Source organism: Bradyrhizobium sp. SZCCHNS3016 (assembly GCF_032484535.1).
In the GTDB taxonomy this organism is placed as follows: domain Bacteria; phylum Pseudomonadota; class Alphaproteobacteria; order Rhizobiales; family Xanthobacteraceae; genus Bradyrhizobium.
Genome location: NZ_JAUETE010000006.1, coordinates 236,613 through 250,475 on the forward strand (window position 1 = coordinate 236,613; position 13,863 = coordinate 250,475).

The 13,863-nt window shown below is 64.9% G+C and carries 12 protein-coding genes; 5 read left to right on the forward strand and 7 right to left on the reverse strand.

What is annotated here, in order from left to right; translation table 11 throughout:
* The first annotated feature begins 32 nt into the window (after positions 1–32).
* The 5 genes from QW881_RS14440 to fabF all read left to right on the forward strand — a co-directional run bounded on the left by QW881_RS14440 (position 33) and on the right by fabF (position 5,066).
* On the forward strand, positions 33–1,307 hold the full coding sequence (locus QW881_RS14440) for a beta-ketoacyl-ACP synthase (protein WP_409997704.1): 1,275 nt from the start codon (positions 33–35) through the stop codon (positions 1,305–1,307).
* A gap of 16 nt (positions 1,308–1,323) precedes the next feature.
* A complete protein-coding gene (locus QW881_RS14445) occupies positions 1,324–2,256 on the forward strand; it encodes a lipid A biosynthesis lauroyl acyltransferase (protein WP_315758924.1) in 933 nt (310 codons plus the stop codon).
* A gap of 158 nt (positions 2,257–2,414) precedes the next feature.
* On the forward strand, positions 2,415–2,792 hold the full coding sequence (locus QW881_RS14450) for a VOC family protein (protein ID WP_316158505.1): 378 nt from the start codon (positions 2,415–2,417) through the stop codon (positions 2,790–2,792).
* Between the two features lie 482 nt (positions 2,793–3,274).
* Positions 3,275–3,790: a helix-turn-helix domain-containing protein gene (locus QW881_RS14455; protein ID WP_315739674.1), complete on the forward strand. Its 516-nt coding sequence runs from the start codon at positions 3,275–3,277 to the stop codon at positions 3,788–3,790.
* A 13-nt stretch (positions 3,791–3,803) separates the two neighbouring features.
* Positions 3,804–5,066, forward strand: coding sequence for a beta-ketoacyl-ACP synthase II (gene fabF / locus QW881_RS14460; protein ID WP_315758927.1), 1,263 nt, complete (start codon positions 3,804–3,806; stop codon positions 5,064–5,066).
* 148 nt (positions 5,067–5,214) lie between these two features.
* Here fabF and QW881_RS14465 read toward each other — a convergent pair whose 3' ends face one another.
* The 7 genes from QW881_RS14465 to QW881_RS14495 all read right to left on the reverse strand — a co-directional run bounded on the left by QW881_RS14465 (position 5,215) and on the right by QW881_RS14495 (position 13,835).
* Positions 5,215–6,321, reverse strand: coding sequence for a polyamine ABC transporter substrate-binding protein (locus QW881_RS14465; protein WP_315758928.1), 1,107 nt, complete (start codon positions 6,319–6,321; stop codon positions 5,215–5,217).
* A 10-nt stretch (positions 6,322–6,331) separates the two neighbouring features.
* A complete protein-coding gene (locus QW881_RS14470; RefSeq protein ID WP_316158506.1) occupies positions 6,332–7,495 on the reverse strand; it encodes an aminotransferase in 1,164 nt (387 codons plus the stop codon).
* Between the two features lie 9 nt (positions 7,496–7,504).
* Positions 7,505–7,834, reverse strand: a complete 330-nt coding sequence (locus tag QW881_RS14475) for a rhodanese-like domain-containing protein (RefSeq protein ID WP_315739670.1) — start codon at positions 7,832–7,834, stop codon at positions 7,505–7,507.
* Positions 7,835–7,942: 108 nt separating this feature from the next.
* Positions 7,943–9,865, reverse strand: a complete 1,923-nt coding sequence (locus tag QW881_RS14480) for a potassium transporter Kup (protein ID WP_315758929.1) — start codon at positions 9,863–9,865, stop codon at positions 7,943–7,945.
* A 151-nt stretch (positions 9,866–10,016) separates the two neighbouring features.
* Complete coding sequence (locus QW881_RS14485) at positions 10,017–11,915, reverse strand: potassium transporter Kup (protein ID WP_315758930.1); 1,899 nt, start codon at positions 11,913–11,915, stop codon at positions 10,017–10,019.
* 279 nt (positions 11,916–12,194) lie between these two features.
* Positions 12,195–13,025: a flagellar motor protein MotB gene (locus tag QW881_RS14490; RefSeq protein WP_315739667.1), complete on the reverse strand. Its 831-nt coding sequence runs from the start codon at positions 13,023–13,025 to the stop codon at positions 12,195–12,197.
* A 36-nt stretch (positions 13,026–13,061) separates the two neighbouring features.
* Positions 13,062–13,835, reverse strand: a complete 774-nt coding sequence (locus QW881_RS14495; protein WP_315714499.1) for a motility protein A — start codon at positions 13,833–13,835, stop codon at positions 13,062–13,064.
* Positions 13,836–13,863 lie beyond the last annotated feature (28 nt).

A 13,863-nucleotide genomic window follows, 5' to 3' on the forward strand; every position in this document is an offset into this window, starting at 1 on the left:
GCTCGGCCGATCGATTCACGACGGGGGACATCATGAGTGTACGCGACAAGTTTGGACGTCCCATCGTGGTCGTGACCGGGATGGGGATCGTCACCTCGCTCGGGGCCGGCAAGTCGGACAATTGGAACAAGCTCGTTGCGGGCGAGTCCGGCATCCGCACCATCACGCGCTTCCCGATCGACGGCCTGAAGACGACGATGGCCGGCACGGTCGACTTCGTTCCCGTGGCCCCGTTCACGTCGACGGGTCTGTCCGAACGGCTGGGCCACATGGCCGTTGAGGAAGCCATCGCGCAGGCCGGGATCGGCTCCAAGGGCGACTTCCCGGGGCCGTTGTTTCTCGCCGTCGCCCCGGTCGAGATCGAATGGCCGCAGCGGCTCGAGCTCGCGCACGAGGTCGGCGGCACCCAGTTCACCTATGACGACCTACTGAAGGTCTGCGGCGGCGGCAAGTTCGTCAACTATCACCACCGCTTCCTGTTCGGCTCGGTGGCGGATTCGCTGTCGGACACATTCGGCACCAAGGGCTCGCCGATCTCGCTGTCGACCGCCTGCGCCTCCGGCGCGACCGCGATCCAGCTCGGCGTCGAGGCGATCCGGCGCGGTGAGACCGACGTCGCGCTATGCGCCGCCACCGAAGGGTCGGTCAATCCGGAAGGGCTCGTGCGCTTCTCGCTGCTGTCGGCGCTGTCGACCCAGAACGACCCACCGCAAGGCGCCTCGAAGCCGTTCTCGAAGAACCGCGACGGCTTCGTGATGGCTGAAGGCGCCGGGGCGCTGGTGCTGGAGAGCTATGATGCGGCGGTCGCGCGCGGCGCCAAGATCCTCGGCGTCGTCGCCGGCTGCGGCGAGCTGACCGACTCCTTCCACCGCACCCGCTCCTCGCCGGACGGCAAGCCGATCATCGGCTGCATCCGCAAGGCGCTGGCCGACGCCGGCATGGCGCCGGAGCAGATCGACCACATCAACGCCCACGGCACCGCCACGCCCGAGAACGACAAGATGGAATATGTCGGCGTCTCCGCCGTGTTCGGCGAGCACACCGGCAAGATCCCGGTGTCGTCGAACAAGTCGATGGTCGGGCATACGATCTCGGCAGCCGGTGCGGTCGAGGCGATCTTCTCGCTGCAGACGCTCGAGCATCAGCGGATTCCGCCGACCATCAACTACGACATTCCGGATCCCGCGATCCTGTTCGACGTGGTCGGCAACAAGGCCCGCGACGCGCGGGTCACCACCGTGATGTCGAATTCGTTCGGCTTCGGCGGCCAGAACGCCTCGCTGATCCTGACGCGCGAACCGGCCTGATCCGCCGCTGCCATCGATGAGTCTCCTGCCACTCCGGACCAAGCTCGTGATCCGCCGAGCCGTGAAGTCGGCCGGGGCTTCCGCCGTCGGCGCGCTGACGGTTGGCATGCTCAGGACCACGCGCTATTTCGACCCGCAGAAGACGGCCGACCGCTTCGCGCGCCTCGCGCAGATGATCGGGCCACGCCTGCGCGAGCAGCGCATCGGTCGCGACAATCTCACCGCGGCCTTCCCGGAGAAATCGCCCGAGGAGATCGAGAAGATCCTCGCCGGCGTGTGGGACAATCTCGGCCGCGTCGGCGCCGAGTTCGCCCATCTCGACAAGATCTGGGATTACGACGAGGCGCATCCCGAGCTCAGCCGGATCGAGCTGTCGCCGCGCACCCATGAGCTGTTTCATCAGCTCCGCCTCGACGGCAAGCCAGCCCTGATCTTTGCCAGCCATCTCGCCAATTGGGAGATGCCGGCGCTGGCGGCGGTCGCGCATAAGCTCGATACGGCGATCCTATATCGCCGACCCAACATCGCCGCCGCCGACCGCATCATCCAGGAGATACGGCAGGTCAAGATGGGCACACTGGTCCCGGCCGGCCGCGACGCGCCGCTGCGGCTGGCACAGGCGCTCAAGAACGGCCAGCACGTTGCCATGCTGGTCGATCAGTATCTGACCGGTGGCGTCGAGGTCACCTTCTTCGGCCGCAAGACCCGCGCCAATCCGATGCTGGCTCGCCTGTTACGCCAGGTCGAATGCCCCGTGCACGGCGTCCGCATCATCCGCCTTCCCGGCAATCGCTTCCGCGCCGAAGTGTCGGAGGAAGTGAAGCCGGTGCGGACGGCCGACGGTCAGATCGACATCCAGGGCACGACGCAGGCGGTCACCGACGTCGTCGAGGGCTGGATCCGCGAATATCCGGAGCAGTGGCTTTGGCTGCACCGGCGCTGGCGGTAGTCGGCGCCGTACCAAATTCCACCACGAGGAAGCCGGTCCGCAGCATCCCATTCCGTCGATCGGCCCATCCGAACAAAACCCTTACCTCTTGTACCAACGGCCGCTACCTTGGCCGCCTATCCGACAGCTGTTCGGAGCTCCAGGGAGGATAAGCGCGAATGTTTTCGCATGTGATGATCGGCACCAACGACCTCGACAAGGCCAAGGCCTTCTACGACAAGCTGCTGGGGACGCTGGGCGTGCGCCCCGCCAAGGTCGACGGCCACCGCATCTTCTACATCACACCGACCGGCATCTTCTCGGTGTCAAAGCCGATCAACGGCCAGCCCGCGACCCCTGCCAATGGCGGCACCATCGGCTTTGCCTGCAGCTCGCCTGAACAGGCTGACGCGTGGCATGCAGCGGGCCTGGAAGCCGGCGGTACGACCTGCGAAAATCCGCCCGGCATCCGCGAAGGTTCGGCGGGCAAGCTTTACCTCGCCTACTTGCGCGACCTCGACGGCAACAAGCTCTGCGCCATGCATCGGTTGGGGTGATCCGAGAGGTTGCCAACGGCGGGGATCGCCCATTGCCGGGCGGTTCCGGTCGATGAGGCGCGGGGCTGACGATCGACTGGGACACGCCCGTTGGGCCTGGTCAGGTCGCGCACCAGTCAGCGCAAAAGATGGACGCCGCGCGACAGCGGATCGCCAAGAGGGCTTTCGTCCAGACCTGGTCAAGCTCGACGACCCCATCATTCCAAACGCTGATCTAAATGGATCTCGGCGCGGCCGGTGACGGTTACGCGGTCGTCTGGTCGCGCCGACGCCATCAAAGCGGCGCATCACTCGCGCGAGACGCCGCCAGCTCGCTGAAGTGCCGTCCACCCCACCTGCAGACGACCCCCTCAGTCGCCGGGAACGACGAGCCGCGCTGCCCGACCGTCATGGTCGCGCGTGTGAAGCGCCCGGCACCAGTGTGCGGGCACGGCTCTGGCTTGTGACTTGCAATTAGCAAGTTACTCGGGCATGGTGGCGGTATGCAGCCGAAGAAATTCAAATCTGCGGAATGTCCCGCCGCACGGGCGGTCGAGTGCGTCGGCGAGTGGTGGAGCATTCTGATCTTGCGCGACGCGTTCCAGGGACTCACTCGCTTCGACGAATTTCAGGACAGCCTGGGTATCGCGTCCAACATCCTGTCGCGTCGCCTCGCGCATCTCACCGATACGGGCATGTTCGAACGGAGGCTCTATAACGAACACCCGCCCCGATACGAATATGTTCTCACCCCCAAGGGCCAAGACTTCTTCCCGGTCGTGGTGGCGATGTTCGCGTGGGGAAACAGGCACCTCGCCCCCGAGGGCAAATCGATTGTCATGGCTGATCGCAACAGCGCACGCACGTTCGATCCGGTCGTGGTGGATGCCTGCAGCAAGACGCCGATCACGCCGACGAACGCGGTGCTTCTCCCTGGTCCGCGAGCAAGCGCAGGCATGCGCAAGCGTCTCGCCTCGATCAGAGCAATGCGCCCGGAGACGTCTTCCTCGCCAGACTAGCTAGGAGAGCAGCATGCGTCGGATTGTCGTGACGGGATTGGGTGTCGTGTCCCCTTTGGGATGCGGCGTTGAACTTGCGTGGGCGCGTCTGCTGTCCGGCCGGTCGGGACTCCGCGCGCTACCCGAATGGGCTGCAGCCTTGCCGGCCAAAGTTGCCGGGATCGTGCCCAGCAAGAGCGAGGATGCCGAGGGTGGCTTCGATGCCGACCTTGCCGCATCGCCAAAGGACCAGCGCAGGATGGACCGGTTCATCATTTTCGCCTTGGCGGCTGCCGCCGAGGCGATCGCCCAGGCCGGATGGGCGCCCGCTGATGCACACGCGGCCGGACGAACCGCCACGATCATCGCGTCCGGCATCGGCGGTTTTCCGGCTATCGTCGAGGCGGTCAGGACCACCGAGCAGCGAGGCGTGCAACGGCTGTCGCCTTTCACAGTACCATCATTCCTGCCCAATCTCGCAGCGGGTCATGTCAGCATCCGGTTTGGCTTCAAGGGGCCCGTAGGAACGCCGGTTACCGCATGCGCAGCGGGCGTACAGGCGATCGGCGATGGAGCACGCCTGATCCGATCGGGCGAAGCTGACGTTGCGGTGTGTGGCGGCACGGAGGCCTGCATCGACCTCGTCAGCTTGGGAGGTTTCGCCGCGGCTCGGGCGCTATCGACCCGCTTCAATGACACGCCGGACCGCGCGTCCCGGCCGTTCGATCGAGACCGCGACGGCTTCGTCATGGGGGAAGGCGCCGGCGTCCTGGTGATCGAGGAGTTGGAGCATGCGCTTGCACGCGGGGCGTCGCCAATCGCCGAGGTCGTCGGCTATGGCACAACCAGCGACGCCTTTCACATCACGTCCGGGCCCGAGGACGGCGAAGGCGCGCGTCGCGCAATGGAGGCTGCGCTGCGACAGGCCGGGCTCGAACCGGGCGACGTGCAGCATCTGAACGCTCACTCGACCTCCACGCCGTCGGGCGACCGCAGCGAGCTCGAAGCGATCAAGGCGGTGTTCGGGTGCGACAGGCGCATTGCCGTGAGCGCGACAAAGTCATCGACCGGCCATCTCCTCGGAGCAGCCGGTGGGCTGGAATCGATCTTCACCGTTCTGGCTCTGCGCGATCAGATCGCGCCGCCGACCCGCAATATCACCACGCCCGACGCAGCGGCCGACAGTGTGGACCTGGTCCGCGGTGAACCGAGATCGATGAGAATGGACCGTGCGATCTCGAACGGCTTTGGCTTCGGCGGAGTCAACGCCAGCATCGTTTTCCAGCGCTGGTCGTGACCCTTTCGAGTCAGGTTCAACCGTATCGACGATCCCGTACGCGCCCACGCGCCTACGGGCTCGAGCCATCCTTTACGCTTCGCCATGCTGCTGACTGTTGCGCGATGTTGTCATCCAGAGACAATCGTCTCGGACACCAGGTGTCGCGTCACCGCCCCGTCTTCACCTTGGTCCACAACCGGTTGATGATCCGCTGCGTGGCCGGATCGCGGGCGGTGATGACGAACAGCTTCTTCAGCGTCGCCTCGTCCGGATAGATGTTCTTGTCGCCAAAGATTTTTGGATCGATCAGCTTCTGGCTGGCCAGGTTGCCGTTGGCATAGGACAGGAAGTCCGAGTTCCTGGCGGCGATCTCGGGGCGGTAGAGGTAGTTGATCAGCGCATACGCCTCAGCCACGTGCGGGGCGTCGGCGGGAATCGCAAAATTGTCGAAGAACATCTGCGCGCCCTCCTTCGGGATGGCGTAGCCGATCTCGATGCCGTTCTTGGCCTCCTCGGCGCGGCTGCGCGCCTGCATGATGTCGCCGGACCAGCCGACCACCAGGCAAATCTCGCCGGTGGCGAGCGCGCTCAGATACTCCGACGAATGAAATTTGCGGACAGACGACGCAACCTTGCCGACCACGTCGCCCGCCTTCTCCAGGTCGGCCTGCTTGGTCGAGTTCGGATCGAGACCGAGGAAGTTGAGCGCCGCCGGAAAGATGTCGTCGGCGGAATCCAGCATGTGGACGCCGCAATCCTTGAACTTGGCGAGGTTCTCCGGCTTGAACACCATGTCCCAGCTGTCGATCCCCGCGCCGGGACCCAGGATCTTCTCGACCGCCTTGACGTTGTAGCCGATCCCGGTCGTGCCCCACATGTAGTTGGCGGCGAACTGATTGCCGGGGTCGTAGGTGGCGAGACGCTCAGTGACGACAGGCCACGCGTTGGTGAGATTCGGCAGCTTCGACTTGTCGAGCGGCTGGAAGATTTTTGCCTTGATCTGGCGCTGTAGGAAGTACGCGGTCGGCACCACGACGTCGTAGCCGGATTTGCCGGCGAGCAGCCGCGTCTCCAGGGTCTCGTTGGCGTCGAACGTGTCGTAGACCACCTTGATGCCGGTCTCCTTGGTGAAGTCGTCAAGGACACCGGGCGCCATGTAGTTCGACCAGTTGTAGAAGTTGACGACGCGCTCCTCGGCGCGCCCCGCCGGTACGGAAAGCGTCAACGCCGCGACGGCCAGCGCCAGAGCCGAACCCATGCAGCCGCGCGTCATCACTTGTCTCCTAGCGCCGGTGGATGGCGTCCGACAGGCGCTCCAGCGCCGTATCCAGGGTTGCGTCCTTCTTGGCAAAGCAGAACCGCACCACGGAGGTCACGGCATCCGTCTCGTAGAACGCCGACACCGGGATGGCGGCCACCTTGTAGTCGTGGACGATGCGGCGGCAGAACTGCTCGTCGGTCTCGTTGAGGCCGAGCGGCGAAAGGTCGACGGTCAGGAAGTAGGTCCCCTGCGCCTTCAGCACGGGAAACCCCAGGCTTTCGAGACCAGCCGTGAGCCGGTCGCGGCTGCGCGCGAGCTCGCTGCGCATATTGACGAAATAGTCGTCCGACTTGCCGAGTCCGTAGGCGACCGCGACCTGCAGGTTCGGCGCGGTCGTGAAGGTCAGGAATTGATGCACCTTGGCGGCGACGCGCAACAGATGCGGCGCAGCGCAGAAGAAGCCGATCTTCCAGCCCGTCAACGAGAAGATCTTTCCTGCCGAGCCGACCTTGATGGTGCGGTCGCGCATGCCGGGGATCGTGATCAGCGGAATGTGCGCACGGCCGTCGAACACCACGTGCTCCCAGACCTCGTCGCAGATCGCGACCGCATCGAACTCCTGGCAGAAGCGCGCCAACAGCTCGAGGTCCTCGCGCGGATAGACCACGGCGGCCGGGTTGAGCGGGTTGTTGAACAGCACCGCCTTGGTCTTTGGCGAGAACGCCTGCCGCAGCATCTCCTCCGACAGCCGCCAATGCGGCGGCTCGAGCCGGACGAGGCGCGGAATGCCGCCGGCCTGGCGGATGATCGGCAGGTATGAATCATAGACCGGCTGGAAGCAGATCACCTCGTCGCCCGGCTCCACCACGGACAGGATCGCCGACGTCAGCGCCTCAGTGCCACCGGAGGTGACCATGACCTCGCTCATCGGGTCGAGATCGAGCTTGTGCCAGTGCCGGTAATGGGCCGCGATGGCCTGGCGCAGCTCGGGCAGGCCCATCATCGACGGATACTGGTTGTAGCCGTTGAGGACGGCGTCGGCCGCCGCGCGGCGGATATCCTCCGGGCCCGGATCGTCGGGAAAGCCCTGCCCCAGATTGATAGCGTTGTTGTCGCGCGCGAGCTGCGACATCTGCTCGAAAATGGTGACGGGCAGGTCGGCGAAGACCTTGTTCTGCGAGATCATGATCGCCTGTCAGCCGCCGGTCCTAGTCGGCAGGCCGGCCGCCTTCCAGCCGAGCATGCCCCCCTGGAGATGCTTGTCGTAGGGCAGACCGGCGGCCTGCGCCGCCAGCGAGGCCGTCACCGAGCGCTTGCCGGAGCGGCAGGCGAACACGACATCCTTGCCTTGGGGATCCGGGATCAGCTTCGGGTCGAAGCCCGACAGCGGAACGACGACGCCGTGGGGATAGGCTTCCGCAGCAACTTCGTTCGGCTCTCGCACGTCAACCAGAAGAATTCGCCCTTCCGCGATCCCCTGGGCCACGTCCTGCGGGGTCAAATCGTGCACAACAGCCACGCCCATCCTCCAAGCCTTCAGCAGGGCCGTACCGCCCCTGATCCGGCCGCCAAACTCACCCCAGACGCTACGAAAATCAAGCGCTTCGGCACACTGGCGCGGCGGGTCCAGAGCTCAGATCGTGACCTGGGTGCCGACCTCCACCACCCGTCCGCTCGGGATCTGAAAATAGTCAGTCGCATCGTTGGCGGAGCGGCTCATCGAGATGAACAGGTGATCCTGCCAGTGCGGCATGCCCGAATGCGCAGCCGGCTTCAGCGCGCGGCGTGACAGGAAGAACGAGGTCGACATGATGTCGAACTGCCAGCCGAGCTTGCGCGCGATCGCCAGCGCGCGCGGCACGTTGGGCGATTCCATGAAGCCGAAGCGCAACGTCACCTTGGAGAAAGTCGGACTGATCTGCTCGAGGCGAACACGTTCGGACGGATCGATGCGCGGCGTCGGCGCGGTCTCGATGGTGAGGATCACGTTCTTCTCGTGCAGCACCTTGTAGTGCTTGAGGCTGTGCATCAGCGCGGTCGGCGCGCTCAAGGGATCGCTGGTCAGGAACACGGCCGTTCCCGCCACCCGCTGCGGCGGACGCTTCTCAAGCATCGCAACGAGATCGGCGAGCGGGAATTCGAGCTTGCGCGACTTGTCGAACAAGAGCCGGCTGCCGCGCCGCCACGTGTACATCAGCGTCATCACGAAGCCGCCCAGCGCCAGCGGCACCCAGCCGCCTTCGAGCACCTTCAGGAGGTTCGCCGCCAGGAAGGTCAGGTCCAGGAAGAGGAACGGCGCGATCAGCGCGGCCGCCGCGAACGGCGACCAGCGCCAGACCTTCCAGATCACGACGAAGCCCATCATCGCGGTGACGACCATGGTGCCGGTGACCGAGATGCCGTAGGCCGAGGCGAGTGCGCTGGACGACTTGAACATCAGCACCAGCAGCATGACCGAGATCAGCAGCAGCTTGTTAATGCGCGGAATGTAGATCTGACCCGAATGCGCCTCGGAGGTGTGGCGGATCTCGAAGCGCGGCAGCAGGCCGAGCTGGATCGCCTGCCGCGTCAGCGAATAGGCGCCGGTGATGACGGCTTGGCTCGCGATCACGGTCGCGGCGGTGGCCAGCCCGACCATCGGGATCAGCGCCCAGTCCGGGAACATCAGGAAGAACGGATTCTCGATCGCCTTGGCATCGGCGATCACCAGCGCCCCCTGCCCCAGATAATTGAGCGCCAGCGACGGCAGCACGATGAACAGCCAGGCGGTCTGGATCGGACGTTTGCCGAAATGGCCGAGGTCGGCATACAGCGCCTCGGCGCCGGTCACGGCCAGGAAGACGGCGCCGAGCGTGATGAAGCCGATGATGCCGTGATGCAGCATGAACGACACGGCATGCAGTGGGTTGATCGCCCACAGCACCTCCGGATGGTGCAGGATCGGCGGCAGCGCCGCGATCCCGATCACCACGAACCAGATCAGCATGATCGGGCCGAAGAACGCTGCCACCTTGGCCGTGCCGCGCACCTGGACCGCGAACAGCATGACCAGGATGATGACCGTGAGCGGCACGACGTAGGGATCGAACGCCGCCGTCACCAGCTTGATGCCCTCGATCGCCGACAGCACGGACAGGGCCGGCGTGATCACCGCATCGCCATAGAACAGCGCGCCCGAGATGATGCCGAGCAGAACGATGACGCTGGCGCCGCGCGTGACCGCGCGCTGGGCGAGCGCCATCAGCGCCAGCGTTCCGCCCTCGCCGTGGTTGTCGGCGCGCAGCAGGATCACGACGTATTTGAGGGTTACGACGACGATGAGAGCCCACAGGATGAGCGAGATCACCCCCATCACGGCGTGAGGCGCAGGTTCGCCGCCGCTGCTCGCAGCCATGACCGCTTCACGCAACGCGTAGAGCGGGCTGGTGCCGATGTCGCCATAGACGACACCGATGCTTCCCAGTGTCAGCGCCGCGAAGCTGGCCGTGGAATGGGCGTTGCCATGCCCGTTGGTCGCCGGCGCTTCCGCGGGCGTAGCTGCGACGTCGACTGTCATGGGGTAGCCCCCTCGAGGACTCGTTAATGCTTCACTGCACAACGCGGCAGAGCGCGCGGCTTATAGCGGCAGAGCGCTGCTATGGACCTGAAGAGAATGCGCTTCAGCCATGCAATTAAGCATGCATGAGCCGCCAGGGAAGATCAATCGATTAAATCGTTACCTGGGTACCCACTTCGACGACCCGGCCCGTCGGAATCTGGAAGTAGTCCGTGGCGTCATTGGCCGACCGGCTCAGGCCAATGAAGAGATGGTCCTGCCAGGTCGGCATGCCCGATTGGGACGATGGCTTCAACGAGCGGCGCGAGACGAAGAACGACGTCGACATGATGTCGAACTGCCAGCCGAGCTTGCGCGCCACCGCCAGCGCGCGCGGCACGTTCGGGGATTCCATGAACCCGAAGCGCAGCCGCACCTTGGAAAACTTCTCGCTGATCTTCTCCATGCGCACGCGCTCCGACACATCGACCCGCGGCGTCTGCGCGGTCTCGATGGTCAGGATCACATTGTGCTCGTGCAGCACCTTGTTGTGCTTGAGATTGTGCAACAGGGCCGTCGGCACTGAGGTCGGATCGCTGGTGAGAAACACCGCCGTGCCCTTGACGATGTGAGGAGGCCTCTTCTCCAGGCTGGTGATCAGGTCGTCCAGCGGAACCTCGATCTTGCGCGTCTTGAGCACCAAAATCGCAGAGCCACGCCGCCAAGTCCAGATCGTCACGACCATCGCGGCACCGAACAGCAGCGGAACCCAGGCTCCTTCGAGGAGCTTCAGCAGATTGGCGCTGAAGAAGGTCATGTCGACGATGACGAAGGGAGCGATCACGGCCGCCGCCACGGCCGCACGCAAGTTCCACAGCTTCCAGATCACCACGAAGCCCATGATGCCGTCGGCCACCATGGTGGTGGACACCGCGATGCCGTAGGCGGAGGCCAGATTGCTCGAGGTCCGGAACAGCAGAACCAGTAGCAGCACGCCGATCAGCAGCAACCGGTTGACGCGCGGCAGATAGATCTGGCCGGCATGGCTCTCGGACGTATAGCGGACCTCGAAACGCGGCAGCAGGCCGAGTTGGACCGCCTGGCCGACCAGCGAATAGGCACCGGTGATCACGGCCTGGCTCGCGATGACGGTCGCGGCGGTCGCCAGCACCACCAGCGGCAGCAGCAACAGTTCAGGCACCATCCGGTAGAACGAATTCTCGATCGCGGCGGGATCGGACAGCACCAGGGCGCCCTGCCCGAAATAGTTGATCAGCAGCGCCGGTAGCACGAAGAACAGCCAAGCCGACTGGATCGGCCTGCGGCCGAAATGACCGAGATCCGCATAGAGCGCCTCGCCGCCGGTGACCGCGAGGAACACCGCGCCCAGGGTGATCAGGCCGATCGTGCCATGCGAGAGCAGGAACTGCACCGCGTAATAGGGATTGATCGCCGCAAGCACGGAGGGGTCGTCGCTGATGTGGATGATTCCCATCACGGCGAGGCTGGTGAACCATGTGATCATGACCGGGCCGAACGCGGAGGCGACGCGCGCCGTCCCCTTGCTCTGGACCGCGAACAGCACGACCAGGATGAACACGGTCAGCGGCACGACGTAGTGCTCGAGCGCGGGCGCCGCGAGCTTGAGGCCCTCGACCGCGGACAACACCGAGATCGCCGGCGTGATCATCGAATCGCCGATGAACATCGACGCGCCGATCACGCCCAGTGACATCAGGAACAGGCTGCGCCGGCCCAGGGCGCGCTGTCCCAGCGCCATCAGCGACAGCGTTCCGCCCTCGCCATTGTTATCGGCACGGAGCAGCAGCAGCACGTATTTGGCCGTCACCACGATGAACAGCGACCAGAGGATCAGGGAAAGCACGCCGAGCACGATGATCCGCGACACCGGCTGCCCCTGAGCAGCGCCGTGCGCAGCCTCGCGAAAGGCGTAGAGGGGCGAGGTGCCGATGTCGCCGAACACCACGCCGATGCTGCCTAGCGTCAGCCCCCAGAACCCCGACGTGCTCGCGGTGTCCTGTCCTTCGGTCGATGTCGCGCTGGCCGTCATGTTGCTTGGAACGCATCTTCCTGTCTGGCCCGGCGCGTGTGAACGCAGACCGTTCGCAGGTCAAGCCTCTACCGTAAGCAGACCGATGTTCCCAGGCCGCAACCAAACGGCACGACTGACACGGATGTCGCATGCCGCATCGCGGCAAGTGCCTTTAGCCCAAGCATCCTGAGGCAGATGTCGGATCTGCCTCGGGCGAATCAAGTGCCTGCCGATGCTCTTCGTTGCCGTTCGCAAGCCGCCATGCGGCAATATGATGCGGGAAGCGAAGCGTCCCGGCTAGGGCTTCAGATCGGGCGGCAATGGCGGGTCTTCCCGCATCAAGGTGATCGTCACGCGGCGGTTGGCGGCCAGCGAGGGGTCGTCCGGGAACAGCGGCTGGGTGTCCGCCTTGCCGGAGACCGCGTAGATGTGGCTCGCCGGCAGCCCTTCCCGCTCCAGGATCTGTCGCACCGCGTTGGCGCGGTCCGCCGACAGGTCGAAACCACCATAATCGCTGCGGGCGGGAACGAAGCCGGCGGCCGTGTGCCCGGTGATCTGGACCCGAAGCGGTGTCGCCTTGAGCGGTGCGGCCAGCTTCTCGATCAGTCGTCGCGTGCGGTCGAAGGGCACCTTCGAGCCATCCGCGAACATCGACCGCCCGTCCTGGTCGACGATCTCCAAGTTGAGCCCCTGCTTGGTCTCTTCGAACATGATGTGCTTGGAGATCTCGGTCATCTCCGGCATGTCCTGCAGCGCCTGACGCAGCGAGGCGGACGCCAGCGCGAACTGGCGATCGATCTTCAGCTTGGCGCCATTGGTATGCTGGCGCTCCTCCTGCTCGGGGCTCGGCTCGCGCGCGGTCTCCTCCGGCGAGATGTGGGCGGCGTTCTTGAGCTTCGGCCGGGTCGGCAGGCCGTCGGATTCCACGATGCCCGAATAGCGCGACTCGGACTGCACGCCGAAGGCGTCGCGCATCGAGCCTGCGACGACTTTCAGCTTGTTGTTGTCCATGGTGGAGAACGCGACCAGCATCACGAAGAAGCTGACCAGAAGTCCCATCAGGTCGGCAAAGGTCACGAACCAGCCGTGACCGCCGCCATGCGCATCGCCCCTCTTCTTCTTTGCCATTGCCTACCCCACCCCGGATCGCCCCGCCGCAGCCGATCAGGCCGGCACGGGCTCGCCTTCGGCGTGGCGATGCTTCTCGGGCAGATAGGCCAGGAGCATTTCGCGGACCAGGGCCGGGCTCTTGGAGTCACGGATCATCAGGATTCCGTCGATGATCAGCGTCCGGTTGGTTTCCTCGTCCAGCAGCTTGCCATGCAGCTTGTCGGCGATCGGCAGACAGATCAGGTTCGACACCAGCGCGCCGTACAAGGTCGCGAGCAGCGCGGTCGCCATGAACGGGCCGAGCTTCGAGGGGTCGGTCATGTTGGCGAACATCTGCACCATGCCGATCAGCGTGCCGACCATGCCGAACGCCGGGGCGCAGTCGCCGATGGCGCGATAGATCTTGCTGCCTTCGTCCAGGTGCATCAGGAAATTGTCGCGGTCACGCTCGAGATTGTCGCGGATGAATTCGAGGTCGTAGCCGTCGGCCACGTAGCGGATTCCCTTGGCGAGGAACGGCTCGTCGGTCTCGACCTTTTCCAGGCCGACCGGGCCCTGCTTGCGCGCGATCTCGGCAATGCGGGCGAGCTCGTCGACGAGCTCGCGGGCCGACAGGCGGCTCATGGTGAAAGCGTACTTCATTCCAAGCGGAACGCCATGCAGCATGACACCCAGCGGGAAGCGAATCATGGTGGCTGCGATCGAACCGCCGAAGATGATGATTGCGGCGTGCTCGCTGACGAACATCTCGAGATCGCCGCCCAGCAGCATCATCGTCGCGATGACGATCACGCCAGCCACGAGCCCCGCACTCGTCATAATATCCATGAGTCAACTCCACCCGCGTACGCAAACC

Bases quoted from the DNA above. Each gene is read 5' to 3' on its own strand.
- QW881_RS14445 (WP_315758924.1), top strand. From the start codon at position 1,324: ATGAGTCTCCTGCCACTCCGGACCAAGCTCGTGATCCGCCGAGCCGTG.
- QW881_RS14485 (WP_315758930.1), bottom strand. From the start codon at position 11,915: ATGACGGCCAGCGCGACATCGACCGAAGGACAGGACACCGCGAGCACG.
- QW881_RS14475 (WP_315739670.1), bottom strand. From the start codon at position 7,834: ATGGGCGTGGCTGTTGTGCACGATTTGACCCCGCAGGACGTGGCCCAG.
- QW881_RS14480 (WP_315758929.1), bottom strand. From the start codon at position 9,865: ATGACAGTCGACGTCGCAGCTACGCCCGCGGAAGCGCCGGCGACCAAC.
- QW881_RS14495 (WP_315714499.1), bottom strand. From the start codon at position 13,835: ATGGATATTATGACGAGTGCGGGGCTCGTGGCTGGCGTGATCGTCATC.
- QW881_RS14455 (WP_315739674.1), top strand. From the start codon at position 3,275: ATGCAGCCGAAGAAATTCAAATCTGCGGAATGTCCCGCCGCACGGGCG.
- QW881_RS14470 (WP_316158506.1), bottom strand. From the start codon at position 7,495: ATGATCTCGCAGAACAAGGTCTTCGCCGACCTGCCCGTCACCATTTTC.
- QW881_RS14465 (WP_315758928.1), bottom strand. From the start codon at position 6,321: ATGACGCGCGGCTGCATGGGTTCGGCTCTGGCGCTGGCCGTCGCGGCG.
- QW881_RS14490 (WP_315739667.1), bottom strand. From the start codon at position 13,025: ATGGCAAAGAAGAAGAGGGGCGATGCGCATGGCGGCGGTCACGGCTGG.
- QW881_RS14440 (WP_409997704.1), top strand. From the start codon at position 33: ATGAGTGTACGCGACAAGTTTGGACGTCCCATCGTGGTCGTGACCGGG.
- QW881_RS14450 (WP_316158505.1), top strand. From the start codon at position 2,415: ATGTTTTCGCATGTGATGATCGGCACCAACGACCTCGACAAGGCCAAG.
- fabF (WP_315758927.1), top strand. From the start codon at position 3,804: ATGCGTCGGATTGTCGTGACGGGATTGGGTGTCGTGTCCCCTTTGGGA.